The organism is Croceivirga sp. ABH4_376, from assembly GCF_056160685.1.
Window position 1 is genome coordinate 100,545 of sequence record NZ_JBSWXQ010000004.1, and the last position, 20,362, is coordinate 120,906.

Genomic DNA, 20,362 nt, shown 5'->3' on the forward strand with positions numbered 1-20,362 from the left:
GAAAATATTAACGGAATTTTTTAAATTTTAAGGTTTAATAGCTCTAAGCATTTCGCGTTTTCCTGGCGGCCCTGGCAAACGTTCTACCTTAAAACCAACAGCTTGCATAGCACGCCTAACACTACCTTTTGCGGCATAGGTTACCAAAATTCCGTTAGCCTTAAGTGAATTGAACATTTTTTGAAATATTTCTTCTGTCCACAATTCGGGTTGCACCCTTGCCCCAAAAGCATCAAAATAGACCAAATTGAATCTCTCTTGGTACGCAATTTCCTGAAAATTGGTTTTTACCTTTTCTAAGCCGAATTGGGCAACTATATTTCTTGGGGCTCCCCAGTCTATTGAATGCATTTGTTTAAAAACCGCATCCAATTCTGGTTGATTTAGCAGCTGCACATAATTAAGTTGTGCTATTTCCTCTTTCGCTACAGGAAAGGCCTCAACACCAGTATAATCAATTGAAAAACCCATACGCATGGCTTCCCTAAAAGTTAGTAGTGCATTTAGGCCAGTTCCAAAACCAATTTCTAAAATAGCTACTTTAGATTTTTTTTCGAATTGGTGCAATCCATGTTTCAAAAAAACATGCTCCGCTTCTTGTATTGCACCGTGCTTAGAATGGTATTGTTCATTCCAATCTTCTAAATGAATGGTAGCAGAACCGTCCGCGGTAGTAATAATTTTTCTTTTCAATCTATTTTTCTGTAATTAAAACACCATCCGCTTCAAAACGTAGTGTTTTTTTAGGAGCTGTGATTTTTGCTATTTCTGCAGTCATTAAGCCTTTATCTTTTGCATAATGCTTTTGGTCCTCTACAGACATTTCTTCTATAAATGCCTTGCCCTTCATAACCACCTGGTTACCCGCAACATCTGTTGGCACAAAAAAACCATAGTCCTTAAACCGGACAAAGACTTCTTCACCATTGCTTAAATCTACTCGCATCCAACAACCTTTTGCCTGGCAAACCTCCTTTATTGTACCCTTAAGCTGGGTTTGGGTCGTATTTCCTGCGCCTAAGGTAGCGTAGACATTATTTTTTTGTGCAAGATTTTCTTCTACTTTAAATGATGAACCGAATCTGGCCTCACCATCTATTCTTTGCGAAAATCCTGCAACCACAAAAAACATTACAATAAGTGTGCTAATACTGTTAAAAACTCTCATAATTATTCAATTTTATAGATATAACGAAAAAGGAATCGTAAATAATATTTCCTATAGACTAAAACTAACCATAAATAGCTAATTTTAACACTGCAAAGTTATAGATATGAATGTAATGGAAAACAATATTTCAATTGAGAAGTCCAAAACAACAAAAATTCAGGATGTAGATTTTAACAATCTCTCCTTTGGAAGCGTGTATACAGATCATATGCTTGTCTGTGATTACAAGAACGGAGCATGGGAAACTCCAAAAATTGTTCCTTATGGCAACCTTTCCCTAGACCCAGCTTCTAAGATTTTTCATTATGGGCAATCTATTTTTGAAGGCATGAAAGCTTATAAGGATGAAGCTGGAAAAATATTCTTGTTTAGACCTACGGACAACCATGCGCGTTTAAATAAAAGTGCCGAACGTTTGGCCATGCCAAGTATACCGGAAAGCCATTTTATGGAAGGACTTGAGGCTTTATTAAAACTAGAGAAAGATTGGATACCAACCACTGCAGGTAGTAGCTTATATATTAGGCCTTTCATGTTTGCAACTGGCGTTGGTTTCCATGCATCTCCGGCAGATGCCTATAAACTAATAATAGCTTGTGCCCCATCTGGTGCTTATTTTTCGGGCAAAGTCAAAGTTTTGATAGAACAGACCTATTCCAGAGCTGCTAATGGAGGGGTTGGTTATGCTAAGGCAGGAGGTAACTATGCAGGTCAATTTTATCCTACTAAATTAGCTGCAGAAAAAGGTTACCAACAGATTATATGGACAGATGATAATACGCACGAATATATAGAGGAAGCGGGTGCCATGAACATTTTTGTAAGAATTAACGATACGCTAATGACCGCGCCTACCAATGATCGAATTTTAGATGGTATAACCAGAAAAAGTATTTTAAAAATTGCGGAAGACGAAGGCATAAAAACCGAAGTAAGAAAAATTAAAGTTTCTGAATTGGTAGCTGCAGCCAACAATGGCACTTTAAAAGAAATTTTTGGCGCAGGTACAGCCGCAGTGATATCCCCTTTAGCTGGTTTTGGATTTAACGGCAAGGATTATGATTTACCAGAATTGGAAGCACCGTTTTCTGCTAGGCTTAAAAAGCGTATAACAGATATTCAATATAACCGTGCCGAAGACAAATTTGGTTGGAGACACGAAGTAAAGTAAATTATAAAAGGCGCCTATTGGCGCCTTTTTATTGTTCCATAATTTTTTTGATATCCGGCCTAAAATAGTTTGGTCCCTTCAAGACTTTTCCGTCTTCTCTATAAATAGGTTTTCCATCCGCCCCTAGTTTACTCATATTGCTTTTTTGTATTTCGGCAAAAACCTCCTCTATTTTATGTTGCATACCGTGCTCTAAAATAGTACCACACAAAATATAAAGCATATCGCCAAGGGCATCTGCCACCTCTACCAAATCATCATTGTTTGCCGCTTCTAGATATTCTTTATTCTCTTCGTCCATTAAATTGAATCGAAGTTTATTTTTACCTATTCCTAAATCTGCCTTTGGTTTTTCTAAAACACCTAAACCAAAAGATTCATGAAACAATTTTACCGCTTCAATTTTGTCTTGCATACCTTCTAATTTGCTTAATTTTGTGAATATATAGAATTAAATATGTTCAGTACGGGCCAGTTAATATTTGCGTTATTGTTTTTTGTTTCTTTTGTAATAGTTATGGTTCTCATGTACCGTAAAGACAAAAAATTACATCAAAAAAACTACAAGGGCGTACAATGGATTCTATTGACCTTTATCATATTCATAATATTTTTGTTTGCGGTTAAACACTTCCTCAAAAATTAACAAGAATATTTCCTACACCACATTTTTTAAGAATTACACAACAAATACTGCCAAATTCTCGTTAAATATAGGAAAAGACGTACTTTTGTAACCGTTAATCCTACACCAGATGGTAACATTTTTTAGCATTTTATTTGTTTTACTTGGCATCAACGCTTTCTTATTATTATTTAGTGTTAACGGAGCCATGGAGAACATCAAAAAACCTTTTCAGAAAATCAAAGAGCAAACTGTTCTTAAACTATCCCCCGATGATTTTTCTGAATCTAAATACAAGAAGGCTGTATAAGTTATTACCTTTATAAGGTATGAAACAGATACTTCTAGTATTTATTGGGGGCGGCTTTGGAAGTGCGCTTAGGTTTATAGTATCTAAAAATCTAAATTCTTTTTACCCCAATTTTTTTCTAGGTACTTTCCTATCCAACATCATTGGTTGCTTATTAATTGGTATCTTATTAGGTCTTAGCGCCAAAGAAAGAATCTTGACCCAAAATCAAACCCTTTTACTTGCTACAGGGTTTTGCGGTGGCTTTACCACTTTCTCTACTTTTGCTTTTGAAAAATATAATCTTTTGAAAACAGGAGAGCTACTCTATTTTGGATTTTATCTCTTATCCAGCATTATTACTGGCGTACTAGCCGTTGGTGTGGGCATCTACGTTAGCAAACACATTTAATTAACATATTTACAATTCCTAGCTGTATTTGTTATATAATTTATCATGTTTACCTCCGCATGTTAAATTTTACACACAAAAACTAGACATACAATTAACTTATTGTTAAGGAATTCAAAATTAAACAGGTATTAAATTTTAATACCCCTAAACAATAAGGGGGTATAACCTATTATATCATAAAAATACCAGATAACTCCCCCTAAAAATATATAGTTGCATCTCTTTTAACATATATTTGACGTGTTAACTAACAAAATCAATTATGAAAAAAGTCGAGGCAATTATTCGCAAATCAAAATTTGATGAGGTGAAAAAGGCACTTCATGGAATTGAGGTAAACTTCTTTAGTTACTGGGACGTAACAGGAGTTGGTAACGAGCAGCAAGGTCACGTATACCGAGGTATTACCTATAGTACCACGGATATACAAAGAAGGTACTTGGTGATTGTAGTATCTGATGATTTCTTAGAAAAAACCGTGCAAACATTAATTAAAACTGCAAGTACAGGAAATGTAGGAGACGGTAAAATCTTCGTTTCCGAAGTTTCTGAAGCTTACAGAATCAGAACAGGAGAAACTGGACACGCAGGAATCAACTAACCAAATTACTAACCAACAAAAAATTTAATTATGTCTCAATTAGAACAAGAAACTTTAGACAAAGCAATAGAAGCCATTAATGGCGATATGGGTGCTTTGTGGATAACCATAGCAGCTATCTTAGTCTTCTTTATGCAAGCCGGTTTTACCCTTGTAGAGGTAGGCTTTACTAGAAGCAAGAACTCTGGTAACATAATCATGAAAAACTTGATGGACCTTTCCGTTGGTTCCATTATGTTCTGGGCAGTAGGTTACGGTATTATGTATGGAAGTGATACCGTATTAGGTGGTTTTTTTAGATCTAGTCCTGCTGATCAAGGCTACTTCTTTTTTAGCGCAGATGATTGGTACAACCTATTTTTCCAAACCGTATTCTGTGCAACGGCTGCTACAATTGTATCTGGTGCCGTAGCTGGTAGAACAAAATTCTCTACGTATCTAATTTTATCTGCTGTCTTAACTACTATAATCTACCCTATTTCTGGTAGCTGGTACTGGCCATTTGACGATGATGCTTGGTTAAACGTTGCCGGATTCGTTGATTTTGCCGGTTCTTCCGTAGTACACGCCGTTGGTGGTGGTGCAGCTTTGGTAGCCGCAATCATGGTTGGTCCAAGAATTGGAAAATATGTAGATGGAAAACCACAAGTAATTCCAGGTCACAATATGATGTTTGGTGCCCTAGGTGTATTTATCCTATGGTTAGGATGGTTTGGTTTTAACGGTGGTTCACAATTAGCTTGGGGTGGCGATGATACAGTTGCCGCAGGTAGTGTAATCATCAACACCAATATTGCAGCAGCAGCAGGCGCAATTGCAGCTTTGTTCTTTACGTGGATGCGTTACAAAAAAGCAGATCTTTCCATGACCTTAAACGGTGCGTTGGCAGGCTTGGTAGGTATTACTGCCGGTTGTGGTGCGGTTAATGCCTTTGGCTCGCTTATCATAGGTCTAATTTGTGGTATAGTAGTAGTACTATCCATTGAAACTTTAGATAAGAAATTTAAGATTGATGATCCTGTAGGTGCAATTTCCGTACATGGTGTTTGTGGTTTCTTAGGAACTGTTCTAGTAGGTATTTTCGCCTTAGATGGCGGTCTAATCTACGGAGGTGGCGCCAAACTACTTTGGGTACAAACATATGGCTCTTTAGCCTACATCTTATGGGCTGTTGTAACCACGTTTATCCTATTGTTTATCCTTAAGAAAACTTTAGGCCTAAGGGTTTCTGAAAAAGAAGAGGTAGAAGGTTTGGATATTCATGAACACGGAATGGAATCTTACCCAGAACACATCTCTAACTCTAACGATTAAATATTAAGGGAAACGGAGCGTTTGGCAGAACGCTCCGTTGAACTAACCATTTTCAATTTAACATTAAACTAAAATTTAACCGACCACATTGAACGGTGGTCCTAACATTAAACTTTATGAAAACGATTATTTCCACAAAATACATAAAAAATACAGTTTTAGCCGCTGCCGCTTTATTTGCAATTAGTGCAACAGCACAGGAAGAAGAATCTAATCCGTTAAGCTTAAGTGGAAGCGTAGATACCTATTATAGAACTGCACTTACTACTTCTGATGCAGACGGTACAGTAGACCCAGGAACATCTTTTGCAAACGAAACAGGTTTTGCTTTAGGTATGGCAAACTTAATTGCTTCTTACGAAAAAGGTAGCGTAGGTGCGGTTGCAGATGTAGTATTTGGACCAAGAGGTGACGATGCTACTGGCGGTTACAACTTAAATCAATTGTATGCATATTGGAATGTAAGTGAGGGAACAACATTAACCATGGGTAGATTTAATACTTTCTTAGGTTATGAAGTAATTGCTCCTGCTGCTAACTTTAACTACAGTACTTCTTATTTATTCTCTAACGGACCTTTTTCTCACGTTGGTTTAAAGGCCGATTTTGGATTGTCTGATGACATGAGCTTAATGCTTGCTGTAATGAATGTAACTGATGTAAACAACAACCTTACAGGAGCTTATTCTTTAGGCGCACAATTAGGTTTCTACGACCAGTTTATTAACCTTTACTATGATGGTGGTGAAGCATTAGGATTTGAAATTGATTATACAGGTGGTTTTGACTTATCTGATGATTTCTTCTTAGGAATTAATGCTGCTTTGGCTACAAATGACGGTTCTGGCTTTTACGGTGCTGCTTTGTACCCTCAATACTCTACTTCTGAAAACTTTGCATTAGGTTTAAGAGGAGAATATTTTGCATTTACTCAAGACGAAGGTGATGATGCTCCTGTACTAGCTTTAACTCTAACAGGAAGCTACAGCGTTGACAATTTAATTATTAAGCCAGAGATTAGATTAGATAGCTGGGGTAACGATATTGAGCCTTACACAGATAATGATTTAGCTGCTACTAATAGCTTGGCAACATTTGCTATTGCTGCTATCTACTCTTTTGACTAAATCTTTGAGAACTACTTAACCAACTAACTCAAGAACACGTTCAGTGACATTATGCTAAAAGTCCGGCTTTATAACCGGGCTTTTAGTGTTTTTTAAAATCCTTTACTCCTGCCGCAACCTTGGTTTTCATATAATTTTGCCTTGGCACCAAGGGGCAGGAGTATTTTTTATTATACACACAATAAGGATTGTAGGCCCTATTAAAGTCAATAATTATCGAATCTCCTTTTGGTAAGCGCAAATCTATATACCTACCACCACCATAAGTTTCTAACCCATTGGTTTCATCTAAAAAAGGAAGAAATAAATAATCTTCATAACCCTCTTCTTCCATTAAATCTAAACTTTGATAAATTTCTAGTTGATGCTGTTTTCCATTTAATTGAAAATGGGCGATAGCATATAACCTTTCCAAAGTTTTCCTATCTGTAGTTGTAGGCATTAAAATAGGTTCTGAATCTGGGGTAAACACCAAATTAGCAGTTACAATGTAATTGGTATCGGGTTCATAAAAATCCAAACCATTAAAATCTTTACGGTACCTATCTGGTAAAGGAGAGACATCTGGGTCTTTAAACTCTTTATTCAAGTTTTCTTGAAACGAAAGAATGGATTTGATAGCTGGATCAACGGCCTGGACAGCGCCCAAATTACCCTCAACATCATGATATTTTTTCTTTTGACCACAAGCAATAAACAGCACTAAAAAAACTAAAACAATTTTATTCATACCTTAAAAATACAATCTTTTAAACTGCTCTTTAAAATAGAATGTGGCTTATTCTTTTATTAGCGGGGAATAAATGGTATCACCCAAATACTGTTCTAACAATGCGTTAAATTCTGGAGTAATACGTAATAAGGCCGTATTTTCTAATTGGTAAAATCCGTCTTTATCCTTGTATCCATTTTTTAGCAATTCTTCTAAATAGTAAATAGCGGTGCCGAAATCTTCATTTTTAGCACTGATACTAATAACTTTTAAGTAGCTATCATAATTTTCTGGTGCCGTTATGGTTTTTAACATATGAGCCAAAAGCAGCGCCTCTACATCATCAGCAAAACCGTGTTTGATAATATCTACTTGATCATCTACCAACGCATTAACATATCCAATTAATCTTTTTGCAGACTGTACTTTTAACGGATTATCATTGGACAAATCCTTTTTTAGTTCACTCAATTTGTAATTCCACCAACCTAAATTATTGTAATTATACGTCTGCAAATCTTCTTCTACATAATAGGCAAAATCTTCTTTTTTTAAACCTTCATTAAACAAAATACCTTCTTGCATGCGTTTTAACACCCTATAGTTCTTGTCTTTTCGAAGTTCTTTTCTTAAGCTTTTAACGGCATCTGTATTTACTAAGTCTCGGTAAACTTCTTCCATTTCCAGTAAATCTCTATGCGCAAGCAAATAGTTACCCTTTTTTTGTTTTTGATAGACTTGATTTAAATCTGCTTGAAACTGGTGGTTAATTAGCAACGAATCTTTGTATGCCTCTTCTTTCTTCATCAAAGCCATATCAAAATAAGTCAAGGCCCTAACTACTTCTTGAACTTCCAAAGCACCTTCGCTACCATCATAAACAATTAAGTTATTGGGAAATTTACGGGCATTAAGAATCTTCTCGTCCACCAACATCTGCGTATAACTATAATTTTCCCTTGTAGTTAAACCTATAAAATGGAATTTGCTTTCTACACTCAATAAATCCATATTAGCCAGTGTTCCATTGATACTAAGCACACCATCAACATCTTTAATAAATACGGGAACCAAGCTTGCAAAACGCCCTCCATAGCCTATACCCCCAGCATAAAAGCGTTTACGGTCAATAGGCAAAATAGTAAAGACAAAATCCAACGCATTCTTAACTTTTAAAATATTGTTGGATATAGATGCTGTATCGCTCAACGAATTGGGAGCCACTAGAATGTATTTGTTTTTTTCTGCAGCAACGGAAAGCCTCTTTACCGTCCCCACCGCATCATCTTTCAAATCTGTAACCAACAGAAGCGGCCAAGATTTATTCATTTCAAAAGAAGTAGGTAAATACAATGAAACGGACTCATTTAAAGAATCATTAATTACCAAAGATTCTATAACCCTACCTTTAACCAAGGTAGTCTTATTTTCTTGGGCCAGGGAAAAAGTTAGCACCAACAAAAATGTGCAGAAGATGTAGTTTTTTATCATAATTTTTAAACCGCAAAAATCTAGCCAAACCATTATTTATGATTTTTTAGGATTAATTAATGAATTGGAACCAGCTACTTTAGACAAGACAATGTGCGTTCTGGCCTCGCCATAAACAATTAAACGGTCTATAAAATTTTCTAAATGTATTTGGTCTTTAATTACCACCTCCATTATGATATTTTCATTACCGGTTATACGATAACAATTGATTACCTCTTCATAAGATTTAACTTGTTCTAAAAAAGGTTTCAGCTTACCAACAAACGCCCTTAGAGTTACCATTGCTTTTAGCTGATAGCCTAGTTTGGCGTAGGCAATTTTGGCTTGGTAACCTGTTATTACACCCAAATCTTCTAGTTTTTTAATACGTTCCGCAACAGCTGGTGAGGTAAGGCCTACCTTACGACCAATTTCCGCATAAGAAGCTCGGGCGTTTTCCTGTAAACAGTTTAAAATTTCTTTACTTAAAGGGTCTAATTTAATTTCCAATCTTATACGATGTTAAAAATTTAATTTACAAAGCAAATTAAACATTCTACTTTAATTTTTAAAGATATACATCGATAATCTAGCTGTATCTTTAGCATACTAATTTACTAGGATAAAGATGAGCTCACAAGCGTATAGCAATTTACCGGTATACCAAAAATCGCTAGCACTTAAAGATTTAAGCGCTGCCGTAGCACATTATTTTGCAAAAGATTATAGCAACTATAAGTTATCTAGAACCGCAAGCCTAAGAGATGTAATTGCGAATTCTTTAATTGCAGACACCTCTTTGATTATAGCATCCATTGAAAACGCAGCTAACTCAACTTGCTCTGCCAGTAGGGCTAGAAATGCCAGCCAGATAAATATAATCATCAGAAATATATTGTCTTATTGTAACGGGCTGGAAAAAGACGGCGTTAAAGAAAGAGAATATTTGAATTTACTACGTTACGAACTTAAAGTGTTTAGAAAGTCTTTCAAGGTTTGGCGAAAGTCTATTTTAAAATAAAAATTTTAAAAAGCTGCATTAAACGCAGCTTTTTAAATTTAGGTTTTACTTACATGTTTCTTCTGTATTGCCCACCAACATTGAACAGCGCATTGGTTATTTCTCCTAAAGAACAATATTTAGTTACCTCCATTAAGGTTTCAAAGGTATTTTTACTATCCATTGCGGTTTGCTGTAGTTGATACAACCATTCTTTTGCTTCTTTTTGATAGGTAGCCTTTAAATTATTCAAGGTTTCTATTTGCTGTACTTTTTCTTCTTTAGTGGCCCTAATTACCTCCTGTGGTAACACTGTTGGGCTGCCTTTAGAACTTAAAAAGGTATTTACCCCTATTATTGGATATTTACCAGAATGTTTCAGGTTTTCGTAATGCAGACTCTCATCTTGTATTTTGCTTCTTTGGTACATAGTTTCCATAGCCCCTAGCACCCCTCCTCTTTCTGTAATTCTATCAAACTCCAATAGAACGGCCTCTTCTACCAAATCTGTTAATTCTTCTATAATAAAAGAACCTTGTAATGGGTTTTCGTTTTTTGCTAAACCTAATTCTTTATTAATAATTAATTGTATAGCCATGGCCCTACGTACAGATTCTTCCGTAGGTGTTGTTATAGCCTCATCATAAGCATTAGTATGCAGCGAGTTACAGTTATCATAAATAGCATATAAAGCTTGTAACGTGGTTCTTATGTCATTAAAATCAATTTCTTGGGCATGTAGACTCCTGCCCGATGTTTGTATGTGGTATTTTAACATCTGAGCACGCGGACCAGCTCCGTATTTTTCTTTCATTGCCTTGGCCCAAATACGTCGTGCCACCCTACCAATTACCGCATATTCTGGATCAATTCCATTAGAAAAGAAAAAAGAAAGATTAGGGCCAAATTTATCTATATCCATTCCCCTACTTAAGTAATACTCTACATAAGTAAAGCCATTGGACAATGTAAATGCCAACTGAGAAATTGGATTGGCACCTGCTTCTGCAATATGGTAACCAGATATGGACACAGAATAAAAATTACGTACCGCTTTGGCTATAAAATATTCTTGGACATCTCCCATTAAACGGATGGCGAACTCCGTAGAAAATATACAGGTATTCTGTGCTTGGTCCTCCTTTAAAATATCTGCTTGCACGGTACCCCTAACTTGCTTAAGGGTGGCTGCCTTAATTGTATCGTACACATCTTTTGGCAAAACCATATCCCCAGTTACCCCCAAAAGCATTAAACCTAAACCATCGTTACCTTTGGGCAAATCTCCTTGATAAATTGGGACTTTGGTTCCCTTGTCTTTATATATGGCGGCTATTTTGGCTTTTACCTTCTGTTCTAATCCTTTTTCTTTAATGTACTTTTCACAATTTTGGTCTATAGCAGCATTTAAAAAGTAACCTAACAACATTGGTGCAGGACCGTTTATCGTCATACTTACCGATGTTAAGGGATTACTCAAATCAAATCCTGAATACAACTTTTTAGCATCGTCTAAACAACAAATAGAAACCCCAGCGTTACCAATTTTTCCGTAGATATCCGGTCTATAGTCCGGGTCATTACCGTATAGGGTAACGGAATCAAAAGCGGTAGACAATCTTTTGGCGGGCATTTCCTGACTTACATAATGAAAACGCCTATTGGTACGCTCTGGCCCACCCTCGCCAGCAAACATACGGGTAGGGTCTTCACCCTTTCGTTTAAAAGGGTATATACCTGCGGTATACGGGAAACTCCCTGGAACGTTTTCCTTATATTTCCATAAAAGTAAATCTCCCCAGGCCCTGTATTTTGGCAACGCTATTTTTGGTATCTGGTTATGGGATAAGGAGGTGGTATGCGTTTCCATTTTTATATTCTTATCTCTTACCTTAAAAACAAACTCTGGACCAGCATATTTCTGTTTTGTTGTTTCCCAATCGCATATCCATTGCCAGTTTCTTGGGTGCAAATCCATCAAAACCTTATCAAATTCGGCGAATAAAAGTTGTAATAATTCTTCATTTTCTGAAATTACCACTTGCTGTAACGCTTCCTTTTGCAAACCAGATAACCCTATAAATGATTCTGTACTACCAGACTGTTGTATTAAACCTTTAATAGTGGTATACAGACCATATAGCCGTTGTGCTATATTAGATTGATAAGTAGCCATATCATCTTGCTGCCTACTATTTTCCGCTATTTCAGAAAGGTACCGTCCACGTGCAGGTGGGATTATGAAACGTTTTTCAGAATCTGACACCATTAATGCGTCTGGCACTTCAAATTCTGCACTGGTCTTTGTATTTAGAAGTTCTAAAACAGCTAAATACAACCTGTTCATTCCAGTATCATTAAACTGCGATGCTATGGTACCAAAAATGGGAAGGTCTTCTTGGGCTATATCCCAAAGGTTTTGATTACGCATGTATTGTTTGCGTACATCTCTTAAGGCATCCTTTGCTCCTCTTTTATCAAATTTGTTTATGGCAACAACGTTAGCAAAATCCAACATATCAATTTTTTCCAATTGAGTTGCCGCCCCAAATTCCGGTGTCATTACATAAAGCGATACATCACTATGATCCAAAATTTCAGTATCTGACTGGCCAATTCCGGAGGTTTCTAAAATAATTAAATCATACTCCGCCGCCTTTAGTACCTGGATGGCATCATCCACATGTTTAGATAACGCCAAGTTGGCTTGCCTGGTAGCCAAAGAACGCATATAAATTCTATTGTTATTAATCGCATTCATTCGAATACGGTCTCCCAATAGTGCCCCACCGGTTTTTTTCTTGGAGGGATCAACAGAAATTATTGCTATTTGTTTACCGGTGTTGTTTAAAAGAAATCTTCTAATAAGTTCATCTACCAAACTAGACTTGCCCGCTCCTCCGGTTCCGGTAATACCAAGCACAGGTACCTCATCTTTAATCATGCTTTTGGTAAAAACAGTTTCAAAAGCTTCTGGTCTATTTTCTGCCAATGATATTAAACGGGCAATAACATTAACATTTTTGTCTTTTAACTTTTGCGTTAGTTCCGTTGTTTGTTGCACGGTTAAATCGGGTACCGAAAAATCTGATTTTTGAACCAAATCGTTTATCATTCCCTGTAAACCTAGCTGCCTACCATCATCTGGGGAATAGATACGCGTTATGCCATAATCCATCAAATCTTTAATCTCTTCTGGCAAAATTACACCACCACCGCCTCCAAAAATTTTAATATGTTCGGCTCCTTTTTCCTGCAGTAAGTCAAACATATATTTAAAATACTCATTATGACCACCTTGGTAAGACGTCATTGCAATAGCATGCGCATCTTCTTGTATAGCGCAATTAACCACTTCTTCTACACTGCGATCATGCCCTAAATGAATCACTTCTACCCCAGTTGCTTGTATAATTCTTCTCATGATATTGATGGCCGCATCATGACCATCAAATAAAGAGGCAGCTGTAACAATTCTAATTTTATTGTTGGGCGAATATGCCGTAATTTGCTCCATAATTAAAGAATAAATAGGCTGGCTATTGATTTACGATAAATTCAATTTAACGCCAATTTTATTCAAATATATCCAATAATCATTTAAATATGTGGGTTCGTTTTTAGAATACCGCAATTTTATTCAGAAAAAGAATGAACTTAACCGTACTTATACATTGTCCAGACCAAAAGGGCATCATCAGTGCCGTAACCAATTTTCTTCATGAAAAAGGTGGTAACGTGGTTTACTTAGACCAACACGTAGATAAACAGGCAGCAATTTTTTTCATGCGATTAGAAGCTGAATTTGAAAACGGATATACACAGCAACTTTTTGATTCTGAATTTAAAGAGACACTGGCTCCTCGTTTTAATATGAAGTGGCAGAGCCATCTTAAAAAGATAAAACCAAGAATGGCTCTGTTTGTTTCTAAATACAATCATTGCCTGTACGATTTGTTGAGTAGATACCATTCTGGCGAATTAGAAACGGATATTCCTTTTATTTTGAGCAACCATAATGATTTAGGATTTATTGCAGAACAATTTGGTATTCCATTTTATCATGTTCCTTTCTCTAAAGAAAACAGAGAAGAGGCAGAGGCAGAACAATTAAAACTTTTAAAAGAACATAAGGTTGATTTTATTGTATTGGCTAGATATATGCAAATTGTTAGTAGAACGGTAATTGCAAAGTATCCTAATAGGATTATTAACATACATCACTCTTTTTTGCCTGCCTTTGCAGGTGCAAAACCTTACCATGCTGCTTTTGAAAGAGGGGTTAAAATAATTGGGGCAACTAGCCACTATGTAACTGAAGAATTAGATGCTGGCCCTATTATAGAACAAGATGTAGTACCTGTATCCCATACCCATACAATTAAAGATTTTATAGCCAAAGGAAGGGATTTGGAAAAAATAGTTTTGGCAAGAGCGGTTAAGCTACACCTTAAGCACAAGACAATGGTCTACAACAACAAGACCGTAATTTTTACCTAAACCTAAAAAATCTTACTTTTTACTCAATTTTAGCCTGATTATCAACAATATAAACCAAATTAATGCGTTACTTTATTAGACAAAACAATTATAACATATTGCTAAAGTTTAATTAACCTTAAACCGTAATAGAAATTTGAATTTTGTCTCGAGTTATTTGAGTTAGCATTTTTTTGAGTTAGTTAGTTTAAAAACCGGTGTAATACACCGGTTTTTGTTTTTATGCTGTAAGGTAAGCCAAAACAACCTGATTAAACTTTTCTGGTCTTTCTATATTAACCACATGCCCTGTTTCTTGAAAAACTTCTAGTTTTGTTTGCTTATGCTGTGTCACCATTTTTCTTACAGCAGGTAAAAAAAGATAATCTTCTTCTCCCATGACGTAAAAGGTTGGCAAATTAACATCTACTGTTCTAAACCATTTTAGCAATGGGTTTACTTCAGAGGTTAATTTAAACCATCTAATAAATTCTTTTTGATATAACTTTTTCGCCTCTTTTACAAAAAGATTTCTAGACTCCTTATGGTTTTTATTGGGCATAATAACAAATGCAAAAAAGCGGTACAGCCATATATAAGGCACAACAGATTTTAATAAAACTCCCATTTTCATTAAAAACTGACTTCTAAAATTTAGTTTCATAACGGCACCGCCCATAACCATCTTATCAATTCTATGCGGTTGTTTTTCGGCTATATTTCGTATTAATATAGTACCTAATGAAATACCTACAAAGTGTGATTTCTGTATTTTTAGATGGTCTAGCACCTCTAGAATGTCATCCGTGATTACTTCAAAAGTGTATTTTTCCTTAAATGCTTCCGTTAGATGAAATTTAGACCTACCATGCCCCCTTAAGTCTATAAGCAAAACATTAAAGTGTTTCTTAAAGTCCTTAATCTGCTTATACCATATGGTAGAACTTCCGCCAGCACCATGTACAAAGGTTACCCATGGTGTAGTATTAGATTTTATATACGTATTATAATTGAGCAAATTTCTAATAAAACGGCAAGTTAATCTATTCTGATGAAAACATATGTTTTGTTCAATTCGAATCTTAATGCAAAATTCTTAATTAAAACACGAAATATTTAACAATTATTAAATTTATAGGTTCACATTAACTCATTCTTAACAATTCTTAAAAAAAACAATAGAATTTTAATATTTAAAAAAATCTACATTTGCGACTCAACGGCTAATCAATAAATTAAAATGGAACTTTTTTTAAAAGTTTTCTACCAATTGCTATTTCCCATTTTTGAAATAGAATTAAAAACCATTACATGTTTAATAACCACTCTCAATACCAACCCGTACATTAGCCCCAGTATTAAAATTGATGCTAACTCTTTAGCAACTGATGTTTTAAACTACTTTTTTTTGGTTTGCGCCCTAAATGGATTTGCTTTTGGTAGTTGGTTATTGATAAAATTTTTTAAATCAAAAGAAGAAACAACAATCTTTTTAAGTCTTGTTCTTTTAAGTTGTGCCAGTATTGTATTAGAGTTATTTATGTTTTCTTGGGATGGTATTACTTATAATCCTAGAATTCCTTTTTTTAGAGTTAACATATTATGTTTTACGCCACTCTTATTTCTCTACATAAATACAAGGTTTTATAAGCAAATTAATTGTAAATCTAATTTTTGCCTACTACATTTTAGCCCATTTATTCTTGCCTTGTTTGGTTATAGTTGGGTGCTATTAGTAAGAGAAAGTTACATAACCCAAGAAATAACATCTGTATTGAACAATGTGTGGCTACGGTCAATATATGTAGCGATTTATTTAGGCTTACTTATTTACAATTTTTTTCGTCTTAGAATACAAATTGAAAGAAAGGATATTAAGCTACTACTTACACTTATAGGTACTTTATTCATTATATGGATATTTTTAAGCCTAAAAGCAGAATTACAATACAACCTAAACTATGCAATAACTATTAACCTTATTGCTTCTTTGTTTTTAAGTTGTTTTCTAATTCTTTTAATTGGACAGCTTTTTATGAACGCTTCTCATGTTTTAGATAAAAAGACTGAACTACAAGTAACAAAGTATAAGAATAGTCCATTAACCAAAGATATGGCCATTGATTTAAAGTCAAGGCTAATGGCATCTATGGAGGCTGAAAAACTTTACTTGGATTCTAATTTAAACCTTCAATCCCTTGCAGAAAAATTAGATACGGACAGGTATAGCATATCTCAGGTAATCAATGAAAATTTCAACAAGAATTTCTATGAGTTTGTAAACGACTACCGAATCAGCTATGCAAAAACAATGCTAGAAAATAAAATAAATCAAGATATAGTAATTAGCGATATTGTCTTTCAGGTCGGATTCAATAATAAAGTATCCTTCTACAAAGCCTTTAAAAAAAGGTTAAACAAAACTCCGTTAGAATACCATAAAACACTATAGTATTAAGGATTTATTAATTTTTCCTTTATTTTTTGCTAAAATCACAATTTAAGCGTACTTAATTAATTATCAGTTTTTTAACCTGAAGAGTAAAGGTTAATATTTATCGGAAACCGTTCACTTAGGTCGGAAAATACCCATTTTACTGTTTAATCTAGTTCTTTTGATCCAAACAGATATTAGAAATACTTTAACTAAGGACTTCGCCTTTTCAAAAACATTATTGGTTTTGATTTTCATTTAATTATTGAATTAGCTATCACAAATAAATGAAGGCGGGTCCTTTTTTATTCATTTCAATATCTCATTATTATTTCTAACTCAAACTCAAAATGATCTAGATGAGAACAAAATTGAAATTTATTTTGACGCTCCTCACGGCGTTTACTGTGCATCTATCTTTTGCACAGCAAGCAATTTCAGGTACAGTTACAGACCAAGATGGCCTACCATTACCTGGAGTAAACATTATGGTTAAAGGGACCACCAATGGTACCCAAACCGATTTTGATGGTAATTACACCATAACTGCCAGCAATGGCGATGTATTGGTTTATACCTATATAGGTATGACGGATGCAACTAGAACTGTTGGTGCCAATACCACTATAAATTTGGCTATGCAAGAAGATGCACAAGCCTTGGATGAAGTTGTGGTAACGGCTTTAGGTATTTCTAGAGAAGAAAAGTCTTTAGGATATTCTTCTCAACAACTAGAAAGCGAAAGTATTGCAGATGTACCAACTACCAACGTGGTAAACGCACTTTCTGGTAAAATTGCAGGTGTAAACATTACGCAGTCTTCAGGAGATATTGGCTCTTCTTCAAGAATTACCGTAAGAGGTGTATCTACTATTTTTGGTAACTCACAACCATTAATTGTTGTAGATGGTGCCGTTGTAGATAACAACACATACAATGGTGGCAACTCTGGTACAGATGTTCCAAACGGTCTGGCCGATATTAACCCACAAGACATTGAAAGTATTAATGTACTTAAAGGTGGTGAAGCTACTGCACTTTACGGAATGCGTGGTACAAACGGTGTATTGGTAATTACCACTAAAACCGGAAAAAAAGGTAAAGCTTTAGGTATTAGCATCAATAGTACCGTTTCTTTCTCTAATCCTTACATATTCCCAGATTATCAAAATGAATACGGTCAAGGACATAGCCCTGACTTATTTCATTTTATAGATGGTTTTGGTTATGATGAAGGATTAGCAGGTGGTGATGGTGGTACTGATGAAAGTTGGGGACCTAGATTAGATGCAGGATTAGAATTTGTACAATTTGGATCTTACCTTCAAAACCCAGACGACCCACAACCACTTCCATGGGTATCTTACCCAAATAGCGTTGTAGATAATTTTTACCAAACTGGTTTATCTACGGATAATACTGTTGCGCTTTCTGGTGGTACAGAATCAACTTCTTACCGTTTGTCTCTTGGTTTAACGGATGCAACGGGTATTGTTTACAATACAGACCTAAAAAAATATAACATTGCGGGTAATGTTTCCTTCGATTTAAATGAAAAGTGGAGCGCTGGTTTTAGTGCTCGTTACACCAAAAGTACATCTGACCAAAGAAATGGTGTTGGTTACGGAGAGGTATCCAATCAGGTGGGGCAGTTAGTATGGTCTGCAAGACAAGTAGATTGGTCTCTTTTAAAAGATTGGAGAAATTTACCATTAATAAATACCGTAGATGACGGTAGAGAAAGACTTACACCGCTTAACTGGAACTTAAGATATAACAACAACCCGTTTTGGGCACTGGACAACAACTTAAATCCTTGGGAGCGTAACCGTTTTATAGCTACTGCCAATATTGGGCACCAATTCAATGATAAGTTCAGGTTTGATGTTAGTACTGCCATTGATTATTTTGATGATACTAGAGAAAAACAATTTAAGTACGGTACTGTAGATTTTAGAAATGGATACTACCAATTAGAAGAAAGGAATAGATACGAGGTAAACTCACAAGCTATGTTTTCTTATGATGATAGATATGGTGCAGAAGACCAATGGAAACTAAACCTTTTGGTTGGTGGTCAAATAATGGTAAACAAATATTCTTATTTTGGAGGTATAGCCCAAAACCTAGTTATAGATAACTTATTTAACTTAGCTAACTCAGACGGTGCACCTGTACTTTCAGATGATAGTAGCCAGCAACGTATTAACAGTTTATATGGTACAGGTTCTTTAAGTTACAATGATAATATTTACTTGAACTTTTCTGGTAGAAACGACTGGGCAAGTGTATTACCTATCCAGAACAATAGTATTTTCTATCCTGCGGTTTCAACTAGTGTATTGGCACATGATATTCTTAACATAGAATCTCAGCAGTTGAATTTCCTAAAATTGAGAGCTTCTTGGGCACAAACGGGTAGCGCAGGTCCATTAAGTGCTTATAGTGTAAACCCAGTGTACGAATTGTCTGGAAACCCACTTAACGGTAGTACACCTACGGCTTTTGTTCCTAATACAGCTTGGAACAGTGACATTAAAGCACAAACGGAAACAGCTATTGAAGCGGGTCTCGAAACAAGGTTATTTCAAAACAGGGTTAATCTTAATTTAACGTATTATAACAAAAAGAACGAAGATGTAATTATGCCATTAGACGTTTCTTCATCTTCTGGATTTACCAGTACATGGAAAAACGCAGCTACCATTACTAACGAAGGTGTTGAGGCATTTTTAGGCATAGACGTTTTAAGAAGTGCTAAAGACAATGGTTTAAATTTAGGTTTAGACATCAACTTTGCTAAAAACGTAAACGAAGTATCAGATATAGAAGGCTCTGGGGTTATCAACCTTTCTGCTGGTGGTTTATGGAACGTAAATACACAAGCAAGAAACGGAGAGTCTATTGGAGCCATTTTTGGCCCTGCATTTGCTCGTGACGAGGCGTCTGGTAAAATTATTTATGAAAATGGTCTTCCTGTTATTGGAGACAATAAAATTCTAGGAAACTCTCAACCAGACTGGGTAGGTGGTGTTGGTATAAACGCCTCTTTCAAAGGTTTTAGGTTCCGTACTTTATTTGATGCTAAAATTGGTGGAGAAGTTTACTCTCAAACCAATACATGGGGTATGCTATCCGGTATCTTAGAAGAAACGGTAATTGGTAGAGAATCTGGTATTATTGGAGACGGTGTAATGTCTGATGGTGCAGGTGGTTTTGTACCTAACAACGTTGTTGTTCCTGCAATAGATTATTATTCTTCTGCATTTAATCAAAACATAGCAGAATCTTCAGTTTACGATGCAACATTTGTAAAGTGGAGAGAGCTTTCTTTAAGCTATGATATTCCAAGACAGTTTTTCGAAAACATAGGTGTACAGTCTGTTAATCTTGGGGTTAACATCCGTAACCTAGCCGTGTTATACAGAAAAGCACCACACATTGATCCAGAAACAGCTTTTGGTACTCAAATTGGCCAACAGGGATTAGAGTATGCTCAAACTCCCGCAACTAGAACAATTGGTGTAAGCTTAAATGTTAACTTCTAAACA

The 20,362-nt window shown here is 35.6% G+C and carries 18 protein-coding genes; 10 read left to right on the forward strand and 8 right to left on the reverse strand.

The window, feature by feature from the left end; genetic code table 11:
- Positions 1-27: 27 nt before the first annotated feature.
- Both mnmC2 and ACXAGS_RS10625 read right to left on the reverse strand, forming a co-directional pair.
- Positions 28-693 carry a tRNA (5-methylaminomethyl-2-thiouridine)(34)-methyltransferase MnmC2 gene (mnmC2, locus tag ACXAGS_RS10620; RefSeq protein ID WP_474906632.1) on the reverse strand — a complete coding sequence of 222 codons (666 nt, stop codon included), beginning with the start codon at positions 691-693 and terminating at the stop codon, positions 28-30.
- Between the two features lies 1 nt (position 694).
- Positions 695-1,168 (reverse strand): DUF4920 domain-containing protein, encoded by a 474-nt coding sequence (locus ACXAGS_RS10625; protein WP_474906633.1) that lies wholly within the window; start codon positions 1,166-1,168, stop codon positions 695-697.
- Positions 1,169-1,274: 106 nt separating this feature from the next.
- Between ACXAGS_RS10625 and ACXAGS_RS10630 the strand changes: the two genes are divergently transcribed.
- Positions 1,275-2,342: a branched-chain amino acid aminotransferase gene (locus tag ACXAGS_RS10630; RefSeq protein ID WP_474906634.1), complete on the forward strand. Its 1,068-nt coding sequence runs from the start codon at positions 1,275-1,277 to the stop codon at positions 2,340-2,342.
- A 28-nt stretch (positions 2,343-2,370) separates the two neighbouring features.
- Here the strand turns inward: ACXAGS_RS10630 and ACXAGS_RS10635 are convergent, their stop codons facing one another.
- On the reverse strand, positions 2,371-2,757 hold the full coding sequence (locus ACXAGS_RS10635; RefSeq protein ID WP_474906635.1) for a pyrophosphohydrolase domain-containing protein: 387 nt from the start codon (positions 2,755-2,757) through the stop codon (positions 2,371-2,373).
- Positions 2,758-3,097: 340 nt separating this feature from the next.
- Here ACXAGS_RS10635 and ACXAGS_RS10640 point away from each other — a divergent pair, with 340 nt between their 5' ends.
- The 5 genes from ACXAGS_RS10640 (at position 3,098) to ACXAGS_RS10660 (ending at position 6,713) form a co-directional block, all read left to right on the forward strand.
- Positions 3,098-3,277 carry a hypothetical protein gene (locus ACXAGS_RS10640; RefSeq protein WP_010517740.1) on the forward strand — a complete coding sequence of 60 codons (180 nt, stop codon included), beginning with the start codon at positions 3,098-3,100 and terminating at the stop codon, positions 3,275-3,277.
- A gap of 19 nt (positions 3,278-3,296) precedes the next feature.
- The gene (crcB, locus tag ACXAGS_RS10645; RefSeq protein WP_474906636.1) at positions 3,297-3,668 is read left to right on the forward strand and encodes a fluoride efflux transporter CrcB; all 372 of its coding nucleotides are present in this window, start codon (positions 3,297-3,299) and stop codon (positions 3,666-3,668) included.
- 265 nt (positions 3,669-3,933) lie between these two features.
- Entirely contained in the window at positions 3,934-4,272 is a 339-nt protein-coding gene (locus ACXAGS_RS10650; RefSeq protein ID WP_010517742.1) for a P-II family nitrogen regulator, read from the forward strand.
- A gap of 30 nt (positions 4,273-4,302) precedes the next feature.
- On the forward strand, positions 4,303-5,586 hold the full coding sequence (locus ACXAGS_RS10655) for an ammonium transporter (RefSeq protein ID WP_010517743.1): 1,284 nt from the start codon (positions 4,303-4,305) through the stop codon (positions 5,584-5,586).
- Between the two features lie 116 nt (positions 5,587-5,702).
- On the forward strand, positions 5,703-6,713 hold the full coding sequence (locus ACXAGS_RS10660) for an outer membrane beta-barrel protein (protein ID WP_474906637.1): 1,011 nt from the start codon (positions 5,703-5,705) through the stop codon (positions 6,711-6,713).
- Positions 6,714-6,795: 82 nt separating this feature from the next.
- Here ACXAGS_RS10660 and ACXAGS_RS10665 read toward each other — a convergent pair whose 3' ends face one another.
- The 3 genes from ACXAGS_RS10665 to ACXAGS_RS10675 are packed head-to-tail and all read right to left on the reverse strand — an operon-like array spanning position 6,796 to position 9,408.
- Positions 6,796-7,443, reverse strand: coding sequence for a DUF1684 domain-containing protein (locus ACXAGS_RS10665; RefSeq protein WP_474906639.1), 648 nt, complete (start codon positions 7,441-7,443; stop codon positions 6,796-6,798).
- 48 nt (positions 7,444-7,491) lie between these two features.
- Positions 7,492-8,916: an alpha/beta hydrolase gene (locus ACXAGS_RS10670; RefSeq protein ID WP_474906640.1), complete on the reverse strand. Its 1,425-nt coding sequence runs from the start codon at positions 8,914-8,916 to the stop codon at positions 7,492-7,494.
- Positions 8,917-8,952: 36 nt separating this feature from the next.
- On the reverse strand, positions 8,953-9,408 hold the full coding sequence (locus ACXAGS_RS10675; RefSeq protein WP_474906641.1) for an Lrp/AsnC family transcriptional regulator: 456 nt from the start codon (positions 9,406-9,408) through the stop codon (positions 8,953-8,955).
- A gap of 118 nt (positions 9,409-9,526) precedes the next feature.
- On the opposite strand from ACXAGS_RS10675, the gene ACXAGS_RS10680 reads away from it, so the two are divergent.
- Positions 9,527-9,919, forward strand: coding sequence for a hypothetical protein (locus ACXAGS_RS10680; RefSeq protein ID WP_474906643.1), 393 nt, complete (start codon positions 9,527-9,529; stop codon positions 9,917-9,919).
- Positions 9,920-9,968: 49 nt separating this feature from the next.
- Here the strand turns inward: ACXAGS_RS10680 and ACXAGS_RS10685 are convergent, their stop codons facing one another.
- Positions 9,969-13,415 (reverse strand): methylmalonyl-CoA mutase family protein, encoded by a 3,447-nt coding sequence (locus ACXAGS_RS10685; protein WP_474906644.1) that lies wholly within the window; start codon positions 13,413-13,415, stop codon positions 9,969-9,971.
- Positions 13,416-13,549: 134 nt separating this feature from the next.
- On the opposite strand from ACXAGS_RS10685, the gene purU reads away from it, so the two are divergent.
- A complete protein-coding gene (gene purU / locus ACXAGS_RS10690; RefSeq protein ID WP_474906645.1) occupies positions 13,550-14,398 on the forward strand; it encodes a formyltetrahydrofolate deformylase in 849 nt (282 codons plus the stop codon).
- Between the two features lie 220 nt (positions 14,399-14,618).
- Here purU and ACXAGS_RS10695 read toward each other — a convergent pair whose 3' ends face one another.
- Positions 14,619-15,395, reverse strand: coding sequence for an alpha/beta fold hydrolase (locus ACXAGS_RS10695; protein ID WP_474906646.1), 777 nt, complete (start codon positions 15,393-15,395; stop codon positions 14,619-14,621).
- A 1,017-nt stretch (positions 15,396-16,412) separates the two neighbouring features.
- Here ACXAGS_RS10695 and ACXAGS_RS10700 point away from each other — a divergent pair.
- Positions 16,413-16,829 carry a helix-turn-helix domain-containing protein gene (locus ACXAGS_RS10700; RefSeq protein ID WP_474906647.1) on the forward strand — a complete coding sequence of 139 codons (417 nt, stop codon included), beginning with the start codon at positions 16,413-16,415 and terminating at the stop codon, positions 16,827-16,829.
- Between the two features lie 341 nt (positions 16,830-17,170).
- Positions 17,171-20,359, forward strand: coding sequence for a SusC/RagA family TonB-linked outer membrane protein (locus tag ACXAGS_RS10705; protein ID WP_474906649.1), 3,189 nt, complete (start codon positions 17,171-17,173; stop codon positions 20,357-20,359).
- Positions 20,360-20,362 lie beyond the last annotated feature (3 nt).

What these genes read in the sequence shown, in the direction of transcription:
- ACXAGS_RS10705 (WP_474906649.1), top strand. Translation starts at nt 17,171, where the DNA reads ATGAGAACAAAATTGAAATTTATTTTGACGCTCCTCACGGCGTTTACT.
- ACXAGS_RS10680 (WP_474906643.1), top strand. Translation starts at nt 9,527, where the DNA reads ATGAGCTCACAAGCGTATAGCAATTTACCGGTATACCAAAAATCGCTA.
- ACXAGS_RS10625 (WP_474906633.1), bottom strand. Translation starts at nt 1,168, where the DNA reads ATGAGAGTTTTTAACAGTATTAGCACACTTATTGTAATGTTTTTTGTG.
- ACXAGS_RS10660 (WP_474906637.1), top strand. Translation starts at nt 5,703, where the DNA reads ATGAAAACGATTATTTCCACAAAATACATAAAAAATACAGTTTTAGCC.
- ACXAGS_RS10655 (WP_010517743.1), top strand. Translation starts at nt 4,303, where the DNA reads ATGTCTCAATTAGAACAAGAAACTTTAGACAAAGCAATAGAAGCCATT.
- ACXAGS_RS10635 (WP_474906635.1), bottom strand. Translation starts at nt 2,757, where the DNA reads ATGCAAGACAAAATTGAAGCGGTAAAATTGTTTCATGAATCTTTTGGT.
- purU (WP_474906645.1), top strand. Translation starts at nt 13,550, where the DNA reads ATGAACTTAACCGTACTTATACATTGTCCAGACCAAAAGGGCATCATC.
- ACXAGS_RS10685 (WP_474906644.1), bottom strand. Translation starts at nt 13,415, where the DNA reads ATGGAGCAAATTACGGCATATTCGCCCAACAATAAAATTAGAATTGTT.
- crcB (WP_474906636.1), top strand. Translation starts at nt 3,297, where the DNA reads ATGAAACAGATACTTCTAGTATTTATTGGGGGCGGCTTTGGAAGTGCG.
- ACXAGS_RS10630 (WP_474906634.1), top strand. Translation starts at nt 1,275, where the DNA reads ATGAATGTAATGGAAAACAATATTTCAATTGAGAAGTCCAAAACAACA.
- ACXAGS_RS10700 (WP_474906647.1), top strand. Translation starts at nt 16,413, where the DNA reads ATGAACGCTTCTCATGTTTTAGATAAAAAGACTGAACTACAAGTAACA.
- ACXAGS_RS10670 (WP_474906640.1), bottom strand. Translation starts at nt 8,916, where the DNA reads ATGATAAAAAACTACATCTTCTGCACATTTTTGTTGGTGCTAACTTTT.
- ACXAGS_RS10650 (WP_010517742.1), top strand. Translation starts at nt 3,934, where the DNA reads ATGAAAAAAGTCGAGGCAATTATTCGCAAATCAAAATTTGATGAGGTG.
- ACXAGS_RS10640 (WP_010517740.1), top strand. Translation starts at nt 3,098, where the DNA reads ATGGTAACATTTTTTAGCATTTTATTTGTTTTACTTGGCATCAACGCT.
- ACXAGS_RS10665 (WP_474906639.1), bottom strand. Translation starts at nt 7,443, where the DNA reads ATGAATAAAATTGTTTTAGTTTTTTTAGTGCTGTTTATTGCTTGTGGT.